Origin of the sequence: Enterococcus italicus (assembly GCF_023743875.1) — a bacterium.
Classification (GTDB): domain Bacteria; phylum Bacillota; class Bacilli; order Lactobacillales; family Enterococcaceae; genus Enterococcus_G; species Enterococcus_G italicus.
The window spans coordinates 1,563,372-1,583,691 of sequence record NZ_JAMRVB010000001.1; the positions used below are offsets into that span (position 1 = coordinate 1,563,372).

Sequence of the window (20,320 nt, forward strand, 5' to 3'; positions counted from 1 at the left end):
ACCGTTTATCTGCTACTATAGAGATGAACGGTGTTTTTATCAGGAGAAAAGGAGTGGAAGAAGATGCAAGTGAAAGCAATATTGTTTGATATGGATGGCTTAATTATTGATACAGAGCGGGTATATCGTGATGGATGGCGTGTAGGAGCCGATGTGAATGGCGAGACATTGCCAGAGAGTTTTTTGGCACAAACTTCAGGGAAAAGTGTTCAACAGACAACAGCACTGCTAGAAGAAATTCTGCATGACCGCGAGAAGATTTTTCGGATTCGGCAAGCGCGTGAAGTCTATTTTTTACAAGAATTGCAAGCCGGTCGCATTCCACTTAAGCCCTATTTTCTAGAGACTATCTACTATTTGAAAAAGCAAGGGTACCAGACAGCTTTAGTCACTTCGACGGCGCAAGAGCGTACCCGCAAAATTTTTGATACGTATCAATTAGATCCATATTTTGATGTCGTGGTTACGGGCGACCTTGTTCAAGAAACCAAGCCCAATCCAGCAATCTATCAGCTTGCATTAGCGAAGCTGGCACTATCACCGAATCAAGGGCTGGTCTTTGAGGATTCATTGACGGGTGCACGTGCTGCCGAGGCGGCCGAAATTCCCTTTATACTTATCCCAGAAAGTCCAGTCGGTATCACTGAGCAACAAGGCGACTGGCAGCACGCGTTAATGGAAGCGACTGACTTTCAAGCCGCATTGAGCTGGTTACGAGAAACAAAGCGGATTCGTTAAAGTGTTGATTGAAAAAGTTATTGCTTACTTTTTAGCCAATCAATCCACTGGGCAAAGCGCAAAGAGTCTGACCAAGTCATTTGGGGACTTTCGTAAAGGCCTTGCTTAAAACAAGTCATCGCGTGAACAATCTCCCCATGAAAGTCATCCTGAATATAAGGCAGCTCGTAGGATTGGCTTTGACCATTCAGATAATCAATGCGAAAGGACGTGGGACGATGGAAGTCAGGCATCGTGACCGTGCCTTGGGTTCCTTTTATCGTCGCGACAGCTGGTTTAAATAAGTCAAACCCACTTTCGAGGACTAAAGGAATCTGATCGCACGTCAGCGTGGCTTCGATCGAAGTTTCAATGCCATCTGCAAACGTCGCCGTCAAAGAGTCGACAGTAGGCGTGCCGTGTACAAAATCAGTCAACAAGGCAATATTGTATATCCCCATGTCTAATAAGCAACCACCTTGTTCAGGCAAGTAATGGTACGTGGTTCCTTCTTTTGGCATGTCTCGCCGTAGACAAGTTTCAATTTTTTGAATCGTGCCAATTTCCCCATCTTTCACTAGTTGGGCCATCTTTTGATAGGCTGGCGTAAAACGACTTTTCATCGCCTCCATCAAGAAGACCGGGTGCGTAGCTAATAATTTTTGAATGTCTAGCCATTCAGCGGCATGCAGGACGGCCGGCTTTTCACACAAAATCCCTTTGCCAGCGACAATCGCTTTTTTGATCCATTCGGCATGATAGGCATGCGGTAGAGCAATGTAGACCATGTCTAATTCTGCAAGATCAAGTAGTTCTTGATAACTATCAAATGCCATGCTAGCATGGTGTTTTTGTTGAAACGCTCTCGCTTTGGGCAGCGTTCGATTAGCGACAGCTACTAATTGAGCCTCTTCTATTTTGGTTAAGCTTGCTGCAAACCGTTGCGCAATCGTACCAGCACCAATAATTCCCCATTTAATCATTTGTTAACCTACTTTCTTTTTTTGGTTGCGTGACTAGATGCCCTTTTTTGCTAACTATCGAAAAAAAGGGCAAACGAATTTGGCTTTATTATACAATAGTTTTTTAGCGAACCGCTTGCAAAATGAAAGACCATCTTTTATTGTTGACTGGTCAACTATAAAAGAAAGTAGGAGAAAAAATGCGAGCATTACAAATAAATCATTATGGTGAAGATGTGCAGATACAAGAAGTTGAGAAACCAACAATCACAGCGGATCATCTATGTATTGAAGTTGTGGCAGCAAGTGTCAATCCGGTTGATTATAAAATTCAACAAGGTGATGGAAAGTGGGTATTGGGCAACAAACTTCCTCTGACATTAGGTCATGATTTTTCAGGAATTGTAAAGGAGGTTGGTGTGAATGTTCAAGGATACCAAATTGGGGACAAAGTATTTGGTCGTGCGCCTCATACAGGAAGTTTTTGTGAATACATTGCTGTCCAACCCAACGATATTGCACATGCGCCGGCAAGCATTTCGTTAATTGAAGCAGCATCTGTCCCTTTGGCTGCTTTAACTGCTTGGCAAGCCCTGGAAGAAGGACTACAACTTCAACCAAAGCAAACGCTTTTGATTACCGGTGGGTCGGGAGGTGTGGGGTCTGCCGCGATTGCGTTAGCTCATGCAATGGGTGCCCAAGTGGTGACCACTGCTAGTGCACAAGGAGCAGCATTTTTAGCAGCCTATCATCCTGAAAAAATCATTGACTATCAAACAACCAATTTCAAGGAAGTCCTTTCTTCAGTAGATGCAGTTTTTGATACGAGAGGCGGCCAAACCTTAGTTGATTCCTTTTCCGTGTTAAAAAAAGGTGGACGCGTCGCAACCATCGTTTCGCTACCAACCGCAGACTTTGCTCAAAAAATTGGTCTTGGTAAGGGCGCCCAATTGTTCGTAAAAGTAGCCACTTCGAGATTTACACGACTTGCACGTAAAAAAGAAGGCCATTTTTATGCCTTCTTTACTCAATCAAATGGCAATCAATTGCAAAAGATTGCTCAGTTAATTGATCAAAATCAGTATCCTATTCATATTGAGGAGCAATTTTCGATGGATAATGGGCAAGCGGCCATCAATTTAGTGAGAAAAGGTCATGTGAAAGGAAAAGTTGTCATTGTCATTCGACCAGAGGAAGAGATGACTACTACGCATTAAGAAAGTTTCTTTCTCAATTGGTTTTGTAAATCTAGCAGTTGGTTTTGCTGTTGAGTTAAGGTATTGATTTCTGTTTGTACTCGGTTGAGTTCTTGTTCAATGATTTGTAAATTGGCTTGCCATTGTGTCTTAGTACCACAAGCTTTTCGATTTTGATTAATCTCTTTGATTAATTGAATGGGGAGACCTAGCGCACGTAATTCTCTAACTGCCATGAAATCTGCTAGATCTTCACTTGTAAAATAATACTTTCCTTCCCTTTTTTGAGGAGTCAGTAATTGTTCTTCAATATAGTACCGAACGGTTTCCCTCGTTGAAGCAACTTCTTTGATAAATTCACCAATGTACAAAATTTATTCCCCCCATGCTTGTCAGGTGGTGCACCACGTATGTTTTACTATTAGTATAGCAAAAAGGAGGTTATAAGATGTATGTCATGATTGGGCTGTCACTTTTGTATGCTAGTGCGATGGGAGGAGCTGCAATTAAGACGATTTCTATTCGACACTATCCAGGCACTTTATTGTGCAATCTTATTGGAGTAGTTTTGGTTTTTCTATCCTTAGTAAAATTGCCGTTTTTGTATTTAGGAATAGGGACATTATTCTTTGCGGCTATTTTAAATGGGGTGATTGTGTTCCAAAAAGTAACACCCAGACACATGCTGATTCGTTTGATTTTTTCACTTATTCTCGTTAGTTTCGTCTACTGGATCAGTTGATAACCAAAGACTGTGAATTTGAGAAGGATTTTTGTGAAGCGGTAATGGAGAAAATAGATACTAGCAAATGGTTGCTAAATTGAAAAATCCTCTTTATTGTGAGAAAAGGAACCGAAAAAGAAGGAAAAGAAGAACGTTCGGATTTTATTTGAACAAATTTGTTATCTTTCACTTTTCTTTTGCACAAACTTTCTTTATTATGAATTCATAAACGAACAGTATACGCTTTTTATGAAAAAATGTTCGTTTTTAAAAACGATTTGGAGGGGTTATGTTGAAGAAAAATCGGTATGTCGTTGCTTTTGCTGGTGTCTTGCTACACTTAATGATTGGTTCTGTATACGCGTGGAGTGTTTTTTCCGTTCCTATCGCTCAAGCAACCACTTGGTCAGAATCTTCCATTTCATTGGCTTTTAGTCTCGCAATTTTTTTCTTAGGGATTTCGGCAGCCTTTATGGGACGGTTGGTTGAAAAATTTGGACCACATATCACAGGGACGATTTCTAGTATTTGTTATGGTTTAGGGACTGTATTAACAGGTTTAGCCGTTCAGACGGACGTACTTTGGTTGTTGTACGTAGGGTACGGCGTTATTGGCGGATTGGGTCTGGGAGCAGGCTACGTGACGCCGGTATCGACAATTATCAAATGGTTTCCCGATAAACGCGGATTGGCGACGGGCTTAGCCATAATGGGCTTCGGATTTGCAGCAATGTTGACTGGTCCGATTGCGCAGCAATTGATAGGGACGATTGGTGTAGTTCCGACTTTTTATAGTTTAGGCATTGTTTATTTTGTTATTATGATTGTGGCTGCTCAATTTATTCGCAAGCCAGATGAGCCACTCCCCCATTCAACGCAGAAGCGAGTACCTGTTGGCACAAGCCTAATTGGGGGAAAGCAACTTTCAGCTAATGAAGCAGTCAAGACGCGTTCTTTTATGTACTTATGGGTGATGCTATTTATTAATATCACTTGTGGAATTGGTTTAGTATCTGCGGCATCTCCAATGGCGCAAGAGATGACCAATATGTCGGCAGTTGTCGCAGCCTTTATGGTGGGGATTTTAGGGTTATTTAATGGCTTTGGTCGATTGATTTGGGCCACACTTTCAGATTATATCGGTCGGCCGAATACATTCACAGTCATCTTTATCGTGAATCTAGTGATGTTTGCAAGTATTTTTATTCTCGGCAATATGTATTTCTTCGTTTTAGCCTTTTGTTTATTGCTGTCTTGTTATGGTGCAGGCTTCTCTGTTATTCCGGCGTATTTAGGGGATGTTTTTGGTACGAAAGAACTAGGAGCAATTCATGGATACGTCCTTACGGCTTGGGCGATGGCTGGTATTGCTGGCCCTGTCCTGCTCTCTTATCTGCATGAAGTAACAGGAAGTTATCGACCATCACTGTTAATCTTTATTGGCTTGAATGTGGTGGGTCTAGGTGTGTCGTTGGTTATACGTAAGACCTTTGCCCCGTCACTGAAGGAACGAACAGTCCTTTAATGATTTTCTCATGAAGTTTGACAGCATCCATATTCCTCAGTAAACTAACCTTGTTTAATCGTACAGAGGGTATGTGAAAGAACATATCGATGAAAGAGGCGGTTTCTATTTCGATAGAAATCGTCTCTTTTTTTCTGGACAGAATGGGGGAAAAGAATGAAACAAGCACAACTTAATAAACAACTTGCCGTTTTGGCAACGGGCATCTTGACCTTTTCAGGTGTATTGATCGAAACGGCGATGAATGTCACCTTTCCGGATCTTATTCAACAATTTGGTATCTCGACGAAGGCTGTCCAGTGGGTAACAACCATCTATCTCCTGATGATTTCTATAATGGTTCCATTATCCAATGACTTGATCAAACGTTTTTCGATTCGAAAATTATTTATGAGTGCCAATCTGCTCTTTTTAATAGGGGTGGTCTTAAATGCGATTGCCTCGACGTTTGGACTACTTTTGCTTGGTCGCTTATTGCAAGGAATTGGCACAGGAATAGCCTTACCGTTAATGTTTCACATCATTCTTACATACTATCCTTTGGAAAAACGAGGCACAATGATTGGGGTGGGAACGCTAACGACGGCAATTGCCCCAGCGATTGGTCCAACGTATGGTGGATTTTTGTCATCCGTTTTTACTTGGCATGCAATTTATTTGTGTTTAATACCAGTATTACTTTGTTCGCTGGTCATTGGATTACGTGGGATTCCTGAAATAAGTGTTGCATTAACCAGTAAGTTAGATGTCCCTGGAATAATTGGCATCGGCTGTTTTTTCACAGGAAGCTTACTCTTTTTGAATCAACTTACGCAACCAATTGGGTGGATAGGCTTGGCATTTGCCATGATAGGATTCGGATTGTTTTTTTACCGAGTGAAGACAACGAAACATCCGCTAGTGCGATTAGATGTGATGAAACAAAAAAGCTTTCGAATTTTTTTGTTTGGGTTTTTAGTGTGTCAGTTTCTATTGCTAGGAATTTCTTTTGTATTGCCAAACTATGTTCAATTCGTTCTTGGAAAAACTTCCTTCATCGCTGGATTGATGATGTTACCTGGTGCTTTGGTAGGGGCATTGTTGGCGCCTGTTGCTGGCAAGCTATTTGATCGAAGAGGCCCGAAATATCCAATTCTGCTTGGGTTAAGTATTGCCTGTATTGGTTGGCTTTCACTTGCTCTTTTTATGCAAATGACACAAGTTTCCCTTCTTGTATTGGGACATGTGGTGTTCATGATTGGAAATGGCCTGTGCTATAGTAACATGATGACTATGGGAATGAACCAACTAGCAAAAGAAGCGTATAGTGATGGCAATACCATCTATAATACGCTGCAACAATTTTCAGGGGCAATTGCGACCACTATTGTTGCTGTTATCCTAGGTTTTTTTCAAACAATTCCCAACACATCGATTGTACAAGGGACAACCTCCGGATCAATTGTTTCTGTTTTAACATTGTCCCTACTTTTGCTAAGTAGTTTGATTGCAAGTAGTTATTACTTTTTAAGAAGAAAAAAATAGAATGATTTAAAAGAATTTTGACGAAATAAGAGGTCGTTTTTACTTAATTAGGTAAGAATGATCTCTTATTCTTTTTATAACGATGGATGAGCAATTTTTCGAACGGAAAGAAACAATCCTATCCCTCATCCAAGGAAAAGAATAAACAAAGACCTTTATCAGCGTCCACTAGCGGGACGTGATAAAGGCCTTTTTGGCAAATGAAATACAAAGTGGACTCATCAAGTAGGCTTGTGTTCCCTGTATCCGCCAAGTTTGTTAGGGCAATACTCGCTTGCTATTTATGAAATTGTTGACAGTGAAACGCAAGGTGTTCTTCAATAAAAGTTGCTATGGTGAAATAACTATGGTCATACCCTTCTTTTTTTTCGTACCGTACTTGTTCGTCTGTATCTTTCACGTTGGCTAAGAAGGCTGTTTCATTTAATTGAACCGCGTAGAAAGGATCCGCTGTTCCTTGCGTAAGCAGAATGGGAGGATGAATTTCGCCAACTTTTTGTAAAAGCTCGGTTGCATCCCAGGTTTTCCAAGTAGTTTCATCGGTTCCTAAATAGGCTGTGAAGGCTTTTTTGCCCCAAGGTACATTAGACGGGTTAAGAATTGGTGCAAAAGCAGAGATTGCAGAAAAACGCTCAGGCTGTTTTAGTCCCACAATCAATGCACCATGACCACCCATGGAATGGCCCATAATACTTTCTTTGCCGGAATAGTTTGGAATCAGGTCGTAAACAATTCCAGGTAATTCATTCACCAAGTAGTCGTACATTTGATAATTTTGCTTCCAAGGCTCGCAAGTTGCATTGACATAAAACCCTGCACCTTGGCCTAAGTCCCAAGCTTCATCGTCAGGAAGTTCGCCTCTTGGTGATGTATCAGGGATGAGAAAGGCAACATTTTCTTGGGAAGCATATTTTTGGAAGGCGCCCTTTTGACTGAAATTATCGTCTGTGCAGGTTAAGCCAGAAAGCCACCAAATTAACGAGGTTGGAGATGCGGAGGGCTTTGGCAAATACAAACTGAAAGTCATCGAGCAATGCAAACTATCTGAATGATGCCGGTATTTCAATTGTTGTCCTCCGAATGCTTGATGTTGTTCAATACGTTCGATCCTCATCTCATTCTCCTCCATAAGTTAGCATTGTACGAATTGACTCCCCGCGATGTAGCAGTTCGAGGGATTCATTAATTTGAGAAAAGTGCAAATGATGTGTAATAAAGGAATCGAGATCAATTTCACCGTTCATAAAATCTTCCACCATTCCAGGTAATTGGGTACGCCCTTTCACTCCCCCAAAAGCAGACCCTTTCCAAACGCGCCCGGTTACTAATTGGAATGGTCGTGTGTGAATTTCTTTTCCGGCACCAGCAACACCAATAATCACACTAACACCCCAGCCTTTGTGACAAGCCTCTAAAGCTGAACGCATCACTTCAACATTTCCAATACATTCAAAACTATAGTCAACTCCACCATTGGTCATTTCAACAAGAACCTCTTGAATTGGGTGAGCATAATCTTTTGGATTAACAAAATCGGTTGCCCCCATTTTTTGGGCTAAAGGCCATTTATCAGGATTCATATCAATAGCGATAATTCGTTGCGCCTTCGCTTTTTTCAGTCCTTGAATCACAGCTAGTCCAATCGCTCCTAATCCAAAAACGGCAGCAGTGGCTCCTTCTTCTACTTTGGCAGTATTTTCAACCGCACCCAAACCAGTGGTAACCCCACATCCTAGTAGCGGAACTTTGTCTAGGGGTGCTTGTTTATCAATTTTCACCAGATTAATATCATTCACGACGGTATATTCACTGAATGTACTGGTCCCCATATAATGATATACAGGTTCTCCTTGATAAGAAAAGCGAGTGGTACCATCTGGCATTAGTCCTTTACCCTGCGTTTCGCGAACAGCAGAGCATAAATTTGTTTTCCCGGATAAACAGAATTCACATTTCCCACATTCAGGTGTGTACAAGGGGATAACGTGATCGCCTTCTTTAAAATCGGTCACATTTGTTCCAACTTTTACAACAACGCCTGCACCTTCATGGCCTAAAACAACTGGGAAAACCCCTTCAGGATCGTCGCCAGACAAAGTGAATGCATCTGTATGGCACACAGATGTGTATAAAATTTTTACCATTACTTCATTTTCTTTTGGATCTTCCACGTCAATTTCCACAATTTCTAGGGGTTTTCCTGGAGCAAATGCAACAGCAGCTTTACTTTTCATACGTTGTCTTCCTTCTTTCGTAATTGATGAGGTGCTACTCACGGCCCTTCATAAAAGGTACTTAATCTGGGAATGAGTAGAAATGAACTCTTTTCTATCATAAAGTAACGTAGAGAAAAAACAATACTGACAAATTTGTCAGTTATAGGCTATACTATATATAGTTAAGCGACGAGTCGCCATTCACGCACACGATCGTTGTTACCTGACTGGTATAGATGAGGAGGATGGCTATTGGTACTGGATATTTGAAAAATGCCGATGAAGGCAGTTTTTTTTTATTCCATAAACTACAATCAATCGAGCAACTAAATGAAATTGGAAGAAAGTGATAAGGGGGAACAGCGGTGTACGAATATCGAAACAAACGATTTATAACTACGAAAGACTTGGCAATGTCTGTGATAGGTGGAAAATATAAAATTGCCATCGTATGGGCACTTTTGCAAGAACCGGTCTTAAGACTAAGTGAATTTGAACGGATGCTACCAACAATCAATCAACGAATGATTATTCGGCAACTTCGAGAATTGGAACAAGATCAGATTGTTAAACGACGTGTTTATCCCATTGTGCCACCAAAAGTAGAATATGAATTGACAGAGATAGGAACGGATTTGGCCGACATCGTTCAATCCATCTGTCAATGGGGTGACCAGTTTTGGGAAGAGGTTGCAGCAAAAGAGTCTCCAGATTCGCTTGAAGAAAAAGCGTAAGGAACGTTTGCTACGAAGTCCCTTTTGTAAAGCAAGTACACGCAGGGATAACAAGAATTACCTCGCTTTATGAAAAAAAGAGCACACATTGTTTTGCATCTTTAAAAATAGCAGATATTGTTTACGTGCACGTTCGATTCGATGATAACGCTGCTTTTCTTTTTGATAAAACTGTTGGTGATAGTTCTCTGCCAACCAAAAGGGCTGAGCGGGTTGAATCTCCACGACAATTGGTCGATGGTAGCGAGTGGCTGCCGCTTGCTTTGCTTGTTCGGCAAGATGCTGTTGTTCCGCATTTTGATAAAAGATTGTTGGTCGATATTGTGTACCTCGATCATTAATTTGACCATTGGCATCGGTCGGATCAATCAATTGCCAATAGATTGCATTCAATTGTTGATAAGAAATTTTCCGACGATCAAATATAATTTCAACAGCCTCAACGTGGCCTGATTGTCCTCTAGAAACCTCTTCATAGCTAGGGTTAGCAGTTGACCCACCAGTATAGCCTGAATAAACAGCTAAAATACCTGTTCGTGTCTCAAATGGTTCTACCATACACCAAAAGCACCCACCAGCGAAAATTGCTCGTTCGATAAAAGGACCATCCTTGGTAAAATGAAGGTGCTCATCAAAAGGTTGTGAGAAAGCAGAATTGCCGGCTAACGTTGCGTAAAATTCGGCAACATCGGGTGTGAGTGAGTGTCGTGTAGCCAAAGGACGAAGAACGGCTTCAAGCTGGGCAAGTGTATCCGCTAAGCGCTCATGATTGTACAGACCTTGTTTGGCAGTCTCTAATTGTTGACGTTCCCAATCACGCGTCCGAGGATTAAGAATGAGATTGTAAAGTGTAGTCAATGTTTCTTCAGTTGATTGTTTCATAAAGGCTCCTTCCTTAATCTGTTAGCAACTGTATTTATTATACCCTGTTTGTTAAGAGGAAGAATCGAGAATGCCTGATAAAGCAAAAGAATTTTTTAATAGAAAACGCTTGCAAAAAAAGAAGACATCCCTTATAATGAACTTGTAAGGAACCAATGATTCCCACAATTAGTTAAATTGAGTCAAATGAGTTTGTAAGACAACACAGTGAATACAAAGTCAGTGAAACAAAAAGCTAGTTGAAACATAGGGTAATTGACTATGTGAAAGTGAATTAAAGGTTACAAATTTTAGAAAGGCGTGGGAGATTGACGAATTCCTTACTAACTGAATATGGCCTAGCAGGTGTTTAAGTCAACGTTGGAGCAACAAATAGACACTCCATCATGAAATGTATGACGGAAAAAAACAATAAATCCTGCTAGGCCTCTTTTTTTTGCATCAAAAAATAATTGTCGTTAAAAGAAAGCGGTTTAAAATAATTTTGACATCAAAGAAAAGGCTTGTTATAATTTTAAAAAAGAAGCTGGGGTGCCTGATGGCTGAGAATTACCCATATTACCTGATCTAGTTAGTACTAGCGTAGGGAGCTGAGCAAAGAATGATCATTCCGAGTAGGTGCCCGCATGAAAATGTTGGGCTTTTTTTGATTAGTATCCATTGTCTACAATAAGACATCAAAAAATAATTTGTTAGTGGGAGAGGTTAAAATGACAAAGTTCGCAGATCAATTATTCGATATGGCACAACCCGTTTGGATTAAAAGTTATAAACATCCATTTATCAAGGAGATTGCTTCCGGCGAACTAGCACCCTCCGTGTTCCGATATTATTTATTGCAGGATCGCTATTATCTAGAAGAGTTTGGAAAAATTCATGGCCTAGCTGCTCAAAAAAGTAGTGATGCTCGCACAGCTGAATTTTTAAGAGCGAATGCAGAAAATCTAAAGAATGGCGAAGTAGAAATTCGAAAAGCGTTCTTCCAGCAACTTGCCATTTCTTCTGATGAAATTCAGTTAACACCTATTGCTCCTAGTGCGTACAATTATGTTAACCATATGTACGAGCAACTTTATCATGGAACCACTCAACGGACAATAGCCAGTTTATTGCCTGTATAATGAGATTGGCAAACGTCTGATTGCTGAGGGATCGCCTGTTTCTTTGTATCAGCAATGGATTGCCACCTATGATAGCGAAGCCTATACGGAGGATGTCCAAACAATGCTTGACTTGACCAATCAAGCAGCCAGTGAAGTGGATGAACAAGAACGCGAAGCAATGAAACATGCTTTCTACCGAAGCAGTATCTATGAACTCCGCTTTTGGGAAATGGCATATACAATGGAACGATGGGATAGTTAGCCTTAGTTATAGCAATTTATCGCAGGTTCATAGAAAAAACCACGTAGATCACGGGGGTAAGTCCAGCACGAGCTCCAAAGAGATGGTTCCACATTTTGCTTATCGACAGAAATAAGCCTAAAGAAAGGATAGGAAGTATTGGAAATCAAAGTAGGTATTGTCAATCATGATGAAAAAAAACAATTGTGGCAGATCAGCCAACAAACGATGACCATTGAAGTGGATCCTCATCCTTACAGACCGGATGAATACGATCGCTTCTTGCAAAAAATTCAGCAGGGAAAGGCTATTATGATGATTGAAAACCTGAATGTTTTAGGTGCCCTCATCTATTATCCAGTCACAACACCTGAACATACCTTTTGGGAATTTGAACTATTTGTTCGGCCAGAGGAGCAAGGCAAAGGAATCGCTAAAAAATTATTGAAGCAGCTGCTTTGTTGTGCTGAAGAACAACACATAGCATTTATTCAACTGCATGTTCTCGGGACGAACCCACGAGCAATCCGCTTATATGAATATATGAGATTCAAACGAATGGAAGAAAAAAATGGGACGCTGTTTCTGGCTAATCAATGGGTGGATGATTTCACCTACCAATTAAGGCTACTCAGAGGCAAAAGGGAAGCTGATTCCTAGCACAGGAAGATAAGTTTAAGCAAAAAAAAACTGTTTGAGGGGCATTGCATAGCCCTACAAACAGTTTTTTTTGCTTATTTTTTTAACGTAAAGTTTTTAAAGCACCACTCCAGCCAATTAATTGACCAAGAAGCTCTTGTAATTCACCTTCATGGAAAGCGGCTGGTTTAAAAGTAGACATATTTTCAAAGTCTGTGATTAATGAAAAGTTCACGGTACGTTGTGTTGAAGCAAGACCTTGTTCTGCTAAAACCACACGTAGGTTCTCGATTGAGCGTGCTGCTCCTAGACCACCGTAACCAACAAAAGCAACAGCTTTGTCTTTAAATTCAGGTTTCAAAAAGTCCAACGCATTTTTGAATGCACCGGCTACACCATGATTGTATTCGGCAGTGATAAAAATATAGCCATCAAATGAAGCAATTTTTTCTGACCAAGCACCAATTGCAGCACCTTGTTCAACAGTAGGCGTTTTACCTAAAAATGGAAGATCGTAATCTGCTAAATCTACTAATTCAAATTGAACATCTTCAGCATTACTAAATGCTTTTGCTTTTTCAACAGTCCAATTTGCAACAGCTAAACCATTTCTTCCTTCACGAACGCTTCCTAATACAACACCAATTTTTAACATATGAGCACCTCTTCTATTTATTATTTACAATAGTTAGTATATCACTTACTTTTTATAAGTAAAACAAAATGCTTCGTATTAAGATTTTTTTCAATAAGAAACGATGGAAAGTGGAGATAGTTCCCCAAAAAAACTGATGAATGAAATAGTTTTGAAAGATAGATAGCATGAACTTAGAGAGTTTACACGGTAAATATTGCAAAGTTCTTACCGTTTGACGGTGGACAAAAAATGTGGTTGTAAGATAGAAAAGAATGTCTATCAGCTAAAATACAATGAGGTCGATTAAAAGGCGAAGTCAGTTTTTTATGCCGACTATTCGCCTTTTTCATTATCCGTTGACTTTTTAATAAAAATTAGCGATAATTACCATCGTTAACAATATCGAATGGTGCATAAAAAAGGATTCTTTACGTTAAAATTCAGAAGGAGAAAAAGCAGTTGGATAAAAAGAATCGTCAGCTAAGCAAGGTATCACTTGGTGGTTTGTTAGTTGCGCTGGGTGTTGTGTATGGTGACATTGGGACAAGCCCGTTATATGTTATGAAAGCCATTGTTTTAGGCAATGGCGGCTTATCTGAAATTAGCTCGGATTTCATTTACGGAACTGTTTCATTAGTTTTTTGGACATTAACCATTTTAACATCTATAAAATATGTAATGATTGCCTTAAACGCAGACAACCATGGTGAAGGGGGAATTTTTTCACTTTATGCACTTGTGCGTAAGAAAAGCAAATATTTAGTAATTCCTGCGTTAATTGGTGGGGCTACTTTGCTAGCTGATGGTGTTCTTACCCCAGCAGTAACAGTTACAACAGCCATTGAGGGCTTGAGAGGGTTGCCTGAATTCTATGATGTCTTTGGTACAAGACAAGATGTCATTATCATTATTACGCTGATTATTCTCTTGGTTCTTTTTTATATGCAACGATTTGGAACAGACTTGGTGGGTAAGTTTTTCGGACCAGCAATGATGATATGGTTTACGTTTTTAGGATTAGTCGGCCTTTATAATATGCAAGTTGATTGGACTGTGCTTCGTGCAATCAATCCTTATTATGCTGTGAAATTGCTATTTAGTCCTGACAATCACCTTGGTGTTTTTATTTTAGGTAACGTTTTTCTTGCAACAACAGGTGCAGAAGCTTTGTATTCAGACATGGGGCATGTGGGTAAAATAAACATTAGAATTAGTTGGCCTTTTGTTAAACTTTGTCTGGTGCTTAACTATTTTGGACAGGCAGCATGGTTGCTAAGCATTAAAAATGGTGATGTAAATCAAATTATGCAAAATTTTAATCCTTTTTTCCAAATGTTGCCTCATTTTTTAACAGGTATTGGTGTTATTTTTGCAACGATTGCTGCTGTTATCGCTTCTCAAGCATTAATCTCAGGATCGTTTACTCTTGTCTCAGAAGCTATCAAACTGAAGTTACTTCCTAGAATGCAAATTATGTTTCCTGGTAAAAACATTGGACAAATGTATATTCCGACAATTAATTTATTTCTATGGATTGCCTGTTCAATTGTCGTTATTGTTTTTCAAACTGCATCAAATATGGAAGCAGCATACGGTTTGTCAATAACGATAACGATGCTAATGACGACGGTATTACTATATGCTTTCATGATTAATCACAAAATTCCAAAGATTATGGCAATTGTGAGTGCGTTGTTTTTTGGTGGAATTGAGACCATTTTCTTTATTTCTAGTGTAACAAAGTTTTTCCACGGAGGATTTGTTGCCATCATAATAGCACTTCTAATATTAAGTGTTATGTATATTTGGTATCGAAGCAATCAATTGCAGAATCAAGCATTAAAAGAAGTTGACTTTAAAACATATATTCCTCAATTGGCAGCACTGAGAAACGATGAAACAATACCCATGTACCAAACAAACGTTGTGTTTTTAGTTCCAAAACTAGACAATAACAAAATTGGTCAACAATATATCTATTCCATTCTCGACAAAAGACTGAAGCGGGCCAAAGTTTATTGGTTTGTTTGTGTTGAAGTTACAGATGAACCATACACTAAGTCATATTCAGTTGATATGATGGGTACAAATTTCATTGTAAAAATTAAGTTGCATTTGGGATTCAGAGTTCCGCAAGATATTAACGTTTATATTCGTCAAATTATTCATGATTTAATGAAACAGGGAAGATTAGAAAAACAAATTCAAAAGTATTCATTGACACCAGGACGCGAAGTTGGTGATTTTAGATTTATTCTCGTTCAAGAGGAAATATCAGTTCAGACGGATATCACAAAATGGAATCGTCAAATTTTGCAAACTAAGTCAATGATTAAAAGGCATCTTTCAAGTTCAGAAAGATGGTTTGGGTTAGAGTATAGCGATGTTGATTATGAAACTGTTCCAATGGTGATTGGAACCATAAAAAAAACAAGATTAACGGAACGTCCTTTTTTGTAAATGATTCATACGAACCTATCCAATAGATAGCTCTGAATGAGGGTTCCTTGAAATGAGGTTCTTTGTCAATTGCTGTTGTTTTGCTCAAATCACAAATATAAAAATCAAAAATATATAAAAAATATGACAATGAACAAAATTATTCGGTTTACAGTTTCGATAAGAGCTTTTTAGACGTTAATGACTACTTAAATGTTGTTCAGTGCAAAGAGCGTAATATACTTAGTAGGCGAATATCTTTAGCGATATTAACTTTTTTTTTGCCAAAAAATGCGATTTCCTTAAAAATCGTATAAAAAAGATATAAAGAGTATCTCAGAAGATTTACACTATTTTTATTTCTTTTTGCGTATGCTTACGTCATGAAGGAGTGAAGAATATGAATCTTGTCTTAGGAATAATCGGAGTGATCGTCATGATCTATCTCTTTTGGTATTTGTTTAAGGGGGGAGAACGATGAGCAGCTATTTTGTTCAAGGCTTTTTATTTTTACTGATCTTACTGACAGTAGCGGTACCTTTGGGCTGGTACATCAAAGAGATTATGCAAGGGAAAACACCGCGGTTTGTCCGCTTTATTCAACCCATCGAACGCCTGATCTACCGGGTGATTGGTTCGGTCAGCAAAAAAGAAATGACTGCTAAAACCTATTTATTTTCAGTCTTGGTCGTCAGTGTTTTTTCTATCATCGGTTTGACCGGATTATTGATGGTCCAGCACTGGTTACCACAAGGGGCAGCCGTTGAGAATATGTCCTTTGACTTAGCATTGAACACAGCCGTCAGTTTTGTGACGAACACGAACTGGCAAGCTTACGCTGGGGAAGAAGCACTGACCAATCTTTCCCAAGCATTAGGATTAACGGTGCAAAATTTCTTATCTGCGGCAGTCGGACTAGCCGTACTGTGTGCCTTGATTCGTGGGCTGCAACAAAAGCAAAAACGAACGGTAGGAAATTTTTGGCAAGACATCACCCGTTCTTTGCTCTATATTCTTTTACCACTTTCATTGATTTTAGCGATCTTGCTCCTGTCTCAAGGTGTCGTTCAAACGTTCAGTAGCGGCGTTGAAGTCAATGGATTTGAAGGGGAATCCTTTTGGATGGCGCTCGGACCGGTAGCGAGTCAAATCGCCATCAAGCAATTAGGGACCAACGGCGGCGGCTTCTTTGGTGCCAACGCTGCCCACCCATTTGAAAACCCAACGATGTTCAGTAATTTTTTAGAAAACTTAGCGATCTTGTTGCTGCCAGCTGCTTTGATTTTTGCCTTTGGCTTTTGGATCAAAGAGTGGAAACAAGGACGTACGATCTTGATCACCGCAACCGTCTTTTTGATTCTAGCTTTTATTGGCGTAGTGATCAGTGAAGGTTATGGACCGCAATTCAGTCAAGTGCTTGGGAATGCCAATTTAGAAGGCAAAGAAGTACGTTTCGGTGTCGGTTGGTCGAGTCTCTGGGCAGTGAGTACCACCGCTGCTTCCAGTGGATCAGTCAATGCCATGCTGGATAGTTTCACACCACTCGGGGGTGCGATTCCGTTGTTCTTGATGCAGCTGGGAGAAATCATCTTTGGCGGTGTCGGTAGCGGGCTTTATGGCATGATCGCTTTTCTATTATTGACGGTCTTTATCGCTGGTTTATTAGTCGGACGAACACCCGAGTATATCGGCAAAAAAATCGAAGCTTTTGACATTAAAATGACGAGTATCGTTATTTTGACGCCATTGCTACTGACGCTTTTCGGGGCTATGTTGATGACCTTGCATCCTGACATCATGAGCTGGCTAACCAACCAAGGCGCTCATGGCTTTAGCGAACTGTTGTATGCAGCAACTTCTTTCAGCAACAACAACGGGAGTGCCTTTGGCGGCTTGACCGCAGATACTGTTTTCCTAAATAGTTTGGGTAGTATCTTGATGTTCGTTTCACGTTTCGTTCCCATCGCAGCCATTTTGTATCTCGCAGAAAACATGGGTGCCAAAAAGAAAACCGTTCGTAATGAAGGAACCTTGTCAACCACGAGTCCAGTCTTTGTCACGATGCTGATCATTGTGATCATCGTGATCGGTGCACTGAGCTTTTTACCAGCGATGGCTTTAGGACCAATCGCAGACTTCTTTACAACGAAATAGGAGAGAGAAAAAATGAAAAAAATCTATCAATGGGCGATCGGCGAATCCTTTAAGAAATTGGACCCTCGCCAACAAATCAAAAACCCCGTGATGTTTGTGGTCTACTTAGGGGCGATCTTGACAACGATTTTATGTTTTCAAGAACAAACAGTCCCGTTGTGGTTTAGCATCAGTGTGACTGTCTTCTTATGGTTGACCTTGTTGTTTGCCAATTTTGCCGAAGCAGTGGCAGAAGGGCGCGGTAAAGCGCAAGCGGATAGTTTGAAGCAAGCCAAAAAAGAGATCATGACCTATAAAGTCATGTCCTTGGAAGATGTCGCCAAAGAGGATTTTATCGAAGTCTGTTCCTCCGATTTGAAAAAAGGCGACTTGGTTTATGTTCCTTCTGGTGAACAAATTCCTGCCGATGGGGACGTCGTTGAAGGTGCTGCTTCGGTGGACGAAAGTGCCATCACAGGAGAATCAGCACCTGTCATTCGTGAGTCTGGTGGCGACCGTAGTGCAGTCACGGGAGGAACGTTAGTCGTTTCTGATTACTTGGTCATCAAAGTGACCGCTGAAAATGGTCATTCTTTTTTAGATAAGATGATTGCGATGGTGGAAGGGACGCAGCGGAAAAAAACACCCAATGAGATTGGCCTGCAGCTGTTCTTAGTGACACTGACCATCATCTTCTTGGCTGTTTCCATCACATTGATTCCTTTTACCGATTTTAGCAGTCAGTTATCTGGTCGGGGAACGGCGATTTCCAGTGTGATCGTGATCGCTTTACTGATTTGTCTCGCACCAACCACGATCGGCGCCTTGATTTCCTCAATTGGGATCGCTGGAATGAGTCGTTTGACTAAAGAAAATGTCATTGCCATGAGTGGCCGCGCGATTGAAGCTGCAGGAGATGTGGATGTTTTGCTGCTGGATAAAACAGGAACCATTACTTTGGGAAATCGCCGTGCCAGCGAGTTCTTGCCGGTACCAGGGGTCACCGCCAAAGAGTTAGCAGATGCAGCGCAGTTGGCATCTTTTGCCGATGAAACAGCGGAAGGCCGCAGTATCGTGATTTTAGCCAAAGAAGCCTTCAATATTCGGGAACGGGAATTTCAGCAAGCCGATGTCCACTGGATCGATTTTAGTGCCAAAACACGAATGTCTGGGATCGATTATCGTGGCGATGAGATCCGTAAAGGAGCTGCTGATACGATCAAGCAATATGTGACGGTAAAAGGGCAGACCTATCCCGCGGCATGTGATGAGATCGTAGAAAAAGTCGCTAAAGCTGGTGGAACCCCATTGGTCGTAGTAAAAAATGGCCAAGTACTCGGAGTCGTTTATTTAAAAGACATCGTGAAAAACGGCGTCAAAGAAAAATTTGCCGACATGCGCAAGATGGGCATCAAGACAATCATGATCACTGGGGACAACCCCTTGACGGCAGCTGCTATTGCCGCCGAAGCGGGAGTCGATGATTTCTTGGCCGAAGCAACACCAGAAAACAAAATGAATCTGATTCGCGAATATCAGGAAAAAGGACATTTGGTGGCGATGACAGGGGATGGAACCAACGATGCACCCGCACTCGCCCAAGCCGATGTGGCAATGGCGATGAACACTGGTACGCAAGCAGCCAAAGAAGCGGGCAATATGATCGACCTTGATTCCAGCCCTACCAAATTACTGCAAGTAGTCCAAATTGGTAAACAGCTTCTGATGACCCGTGGGGCATTGACGACCTTTAGTATCGCGAATGATATCGCCAAATATTTCGCAGTGATTCCTGTCCTGTTTTATGCGATTTATCCAGAGCTCGCAGCGCTGAATATCATGAATCTTGGTAGTCCCTTAACGGCGATTTTGTCCGCAGTCATCTACAATGCAGTCGTAATCATCGCCTTGATCCCTCTGGCGTTGAAAGGGGTCAAGTACCAAGAAAAACCAGCAAGCCAAATGCTGCGGCACAATCTTGTCGTCTACGGCCTAGGCGGCATCATCGCACCATTCATTTGTATCAAGCTAGTAGATTTGCTTTTGTCAGCTGTTCTACTATAAGAGAAGTCCATCAGAGTCAAAGAGTCATTTAGGAGGAAAACATGATGAAGAACACCCTCTTTGCCAGTATCAAATTTTTACTATTTAGTACCGTGCTATTTGGCGGTCTCTATACATTATTGGTCACCGGTGTCGGACAAGTCTTTTTTGCCCATCAAGCCAACGGCAGTCAAATCGTGGAAGACGGAGCGGTCAAAGGGTCTGAGATGCTTGCGGAACCCTTTGACCAAGCAGGTTACTTCCAAGGCCGTGATCAAACCGTTTCACAATTGTCGCCCTATGATCCGACCCAAAAAAAGACTATAGCTGAGCGGACAGCGGCGTTACTGGCAGAAAACCCAACCCAAACCAGTGTGCCGATCGATCTTGTGACCGCTTCGGGTAGTGGCGTTGATCCTGATATCAGTGTCGAAGCGGCACTTTTTCAACTGTCGCGGATCGCTGACACAAGAGGCATCGATGAGCAAACAATTCGTGATATAATAAACAGAAATAAAGTAGCTGATCTGTTCTCCACGAGAGAATACGTCAATATCATGACCTTGAATCAGCAGCTCGATCAATTACCCGAAGAGTAGGGGGAA

General features: G+C 40.9%; 17 protein-coding genes, 1 pseudogene and 1 riboswitch. Of the genes and pseudogenes, 12 read left to right on the forward strand and 6 right to left on the reverse strand.

Features of this window, described 5'->3' with window-relative positions; all coding sequences use genetic code 11:
- Positions 1 to 63: 63 nt before the first annotated feature.
- Positions 64 to 738: an HAD family hydrolase gene (locus NE257_RS07635; protein ID WP_052607472.1), complete on the forward strand. Its 675-nt coding sequence runs from the start codon at positions 64 to 66 to the stop codon at positions 736 to 738.
- Between the two features lie 17 nt (positions 739 to 755).
- On the opposite strand, the gene NE257_RS07640 is transcribed toward NE257_RS07635, so the two are convergent.
- Positions 756 to 1,700: a Gfo/Idh/MocA family protein gene (locus tag NE257_RS07640; RefSeq protein ID WP_007207672.1), complete on the reverse strand. Its 945-nt coding sequence runs from the start codon at positions 1,698 to 1,700 to the stop codon at positions 756 to 758.
- 179 nt (positions 1,701 to 1,879) lie between these two features.
- Between NE257_RS07640 and NE257_RS07645 the strand changes: the two genes are divergently transcribed.
- Positions 1,880 to 2,896: an NADP-dependent oxidoreductase gene (locus tag NE257_RS07645; protein ID WP_007207670.1), complete on the forward strand. Its 1,017-nt coding sequence runs from the start codon at positions 1,880 to 1,882 to the stop codon at positions 2,894 to 2,896.
- Here the strand turns inward: NE257_RS07645 and NE257_RS07650 are convergent.
- Entirely contained in the window at positions 2,893 to 3,246 is a 354-nt protein-coding gene (locus NE257_RS07650) for a MerR family transcriptional regulator (protein ID WP_007207669.1), read from the reverse strand. The genes NE257_RS07645 and NE257_RS07650 overlap by 4 nt on opposite strands.
- Before the next feature lie 77 nt (positions 3,247 to 3,323).
- Here NE257_RS07650 and NE257_RS07655 point away from each other — a divergent pair, with 77 nt between their 5' ends.
- The 3 genes from NE257_RS07655 (at position 3,324) to NE257_RS07665 (ending at position 6,648) form a co-directional block, all read left to right on the forward strand.
- Positions 3,324 to 3,617: a hypothetical protein gene (locus NE257_RS07655; RefSeq protein ID WP_007207668.1), complete on the forward strand. Its 294-nt coding sequence runs from the start codon at positions 3,324 to 3,326 to the stop codon at positions 3,615 to 3,617.
- A 274-nt stretch (positions 3,618 to 3,891) separates the two neighbouring features.
- Positions 3,892 to 5,124 (forward strand): L-lactate MFS transporter, encoded by a 1,233-nt coding sequence (locus tag NE257_RS07660; RefSeq protein ID WP_040367174.1) that lies wholly within the window; start codon positions 3,892 to 3,894, stop codon positions 5,122 to 5,124.
- A 156-nt stretch (positions 5,125 to 5,280) separates the two neighbouring features.
- Positions 5,281 to 6,648 carry an MFS transporter gene (locus NE257_RS07665; protein ID WP_251851979.1) on the forward strand — a complete coding sequence of 456 codons (1,368 nt, stop codon included), beginning with the start codon at positions 5,281 to 5,283 and terminating at the stop codon, positions 6,646 to 6,648.
- Positions 6,649 to 6,925: 277 nt separating this feature from the next.
- Here the strand turns inward: NE257_RS07665 and fghA are convergent, their stop codons facing one another.
- Positions 6,926 to 7,762 (reverse strand): S-formylglutathione hydrolase, encoded by an 837-nt coding sequence (gene fghA / locus NE257_RS07670; protein ID WP_071859115.1) that lies wholly within the window; start codon positions 7,760 to 7,762, stop codon positions 6,926 to 6,928.
- 1 nt (position 7,763) lies between these two features.
- On the reverse strand, positions 7,764 to 8,882 hold the full coding sequence (locus NE257_RS07675) for an S-(hydroxymethyl)glutathione dehydrogenase/class III alcohol dehydrogenase (RefSeq protein WP_251869898.1): 1,119 nt from the start codon (positions 8,880 to 8,882) through the stop codon (positions 7,764 to 7,766).
- 347 nt (positions 8,883 to 9,229) lie between these two features.
- Between NE257_RS07675 and NE257_RS07680 the strand changes: the two genes are divergently transcribed.
- Entirely contained in the window at positions 9,230 to 9,598 is a 369-nt protein-coding gene (locus NE257_RS07680) for a winged helix-turn-helix transcriptional regulator (protein ID WP_433961354.1), read from the forward strand.
- 57 nt (positions 9,599 to 9,655) lie between these two features.
- Here the strand turns inward: NE257_RS07680 and msrA are convergent, their stop codons facing one another.
- The gene (gene msrA, locus NE257_RS07685) at positions 9,656 to 10,480 is read right to left on the reverse strand and encodes a peptide-methionine (S)-S-oxide reductase MsrA (RefSeq protein WP_251869897.1); all 825 of its coding nucleotides are present in this window, start codon (positions 10,478 to 10,480) and stop codon (positions 9,656 to 9,658) included.
- A gap of 517 nt (positions 10,481 to 10,997) precedes the next feature.
- Positions 10,998 to 11,086, forward strand: a riboswitch (TPP riboswitch).
- Between the two features lie 134 nt (positions 11,087 to 11,220).
- On the opposite strand from msrA, the pseudogene tenA reads away from it, so the two are divergent.
- Together tenA and NE257_RS07695 are read left to right on the forward strand one after the other, a co-directional pair.
- Positions 11,221 to 11,845, forward strand: a pseudogene (tenA, locus tag NE257_RS07690) (thiaminase II).
- A 138-nt stretch (positions 11,846 to 11,983) separates the two neighbouring features.
- Positions 11,984 to 12,484, forward strand: coding sequence for a GNAT family N-acetyltransferase (locus NE257_RS07695; protein ID WP_251886167.1), 501 nt, complete (start codon positions 11,984 to 11,986; stop codon positions 12,482 to 12,484).
- Positions 12,485 to 12,566: 82 nt separating this feature from the next.
- Here the strand turns inward: NE257_RS07695 and NE257_RS07700 are convergent, their stop codons facing one another.
- Positions 12,567 to 13,118 carry an NADPH-dependent FMN reductase gene (locus NE257_RS07700; RefSeq protein ID WP_251869895.1) on the reverse strand — a complete coding sequence of 184 codons (552 nt, stop codon included), beginning with the start codon at positions 13,116 to 13,118 and terminating at the stop codon, positions 12,567 to 12,569.
- A gap of 441 nt (positions 13,119 to 13,559) precedes the next feature.
- Between NE257_RS07700 and NE257_RS07705 the strand changes: the two genes are divergently transcribed.
- The 4 genes from NE257_RS07705 to NE257_RS07720 all read left to right on the forward strand — a co-directional run bounded on the left by NE257_RS07705 (position 13,560) and on the right by NE257_RS07720 (position 20,314).
- Positions 13,560 to 15,560: a KUP/HAK/KT family potassium transporter gene (locus NE257_RS07705; protein ID WP_251886168.1), complete on the forward strand. Its 2,001-nt coding sequence runs from the start codon at positions 13,560 to 13,562 to the stop codon at positions 15,558 to 15,560.
- Positions 15,561 to 16,016: 456 nt separating this feature from the next.
- The gene (gene kdpA / locus NE257_RS07710; protein ID WP_251851987.1) at positions 16,017 to 17,693 is read left to right on the forward strand and encodes a potassium-transporting ATPase subunit KdpA; all 1,677 of its coding nucleotides are present in this window, start codon (positions 16,017 to 16,019) and stop codon (positions 17,691 to 17,693) included.
- A 12-nt stretch (positions 17,694 to 17,705) separates the two neighbouring features.
- Positions 17,706 to 19,736 (forward strand): potassium-transporting ATPase subunit KdpB, encoded by a 2,031-nt coding sequence (gene kdpB / locus NE257_RS07715; RefSeq protein ID WP_251851988.1) that lies wholly within the window; start codon positions 17,706 to 17,708, stop codon positions 19,734 to 19,736.
- A gap of 41 nt (positions 19,737 to 19,777) precedes the next feature.
- Entirely contained in the window at positions 19,778 to 20,314 is a 537-nt protein-coding gene (locus NE257_RS07720) for a potassium-transporting ATPase subunit C (protein WP_251851989.1), read from the forward strand.
- Positions 20,315 to 20,320: the final 6 nt, after the last annotated feature.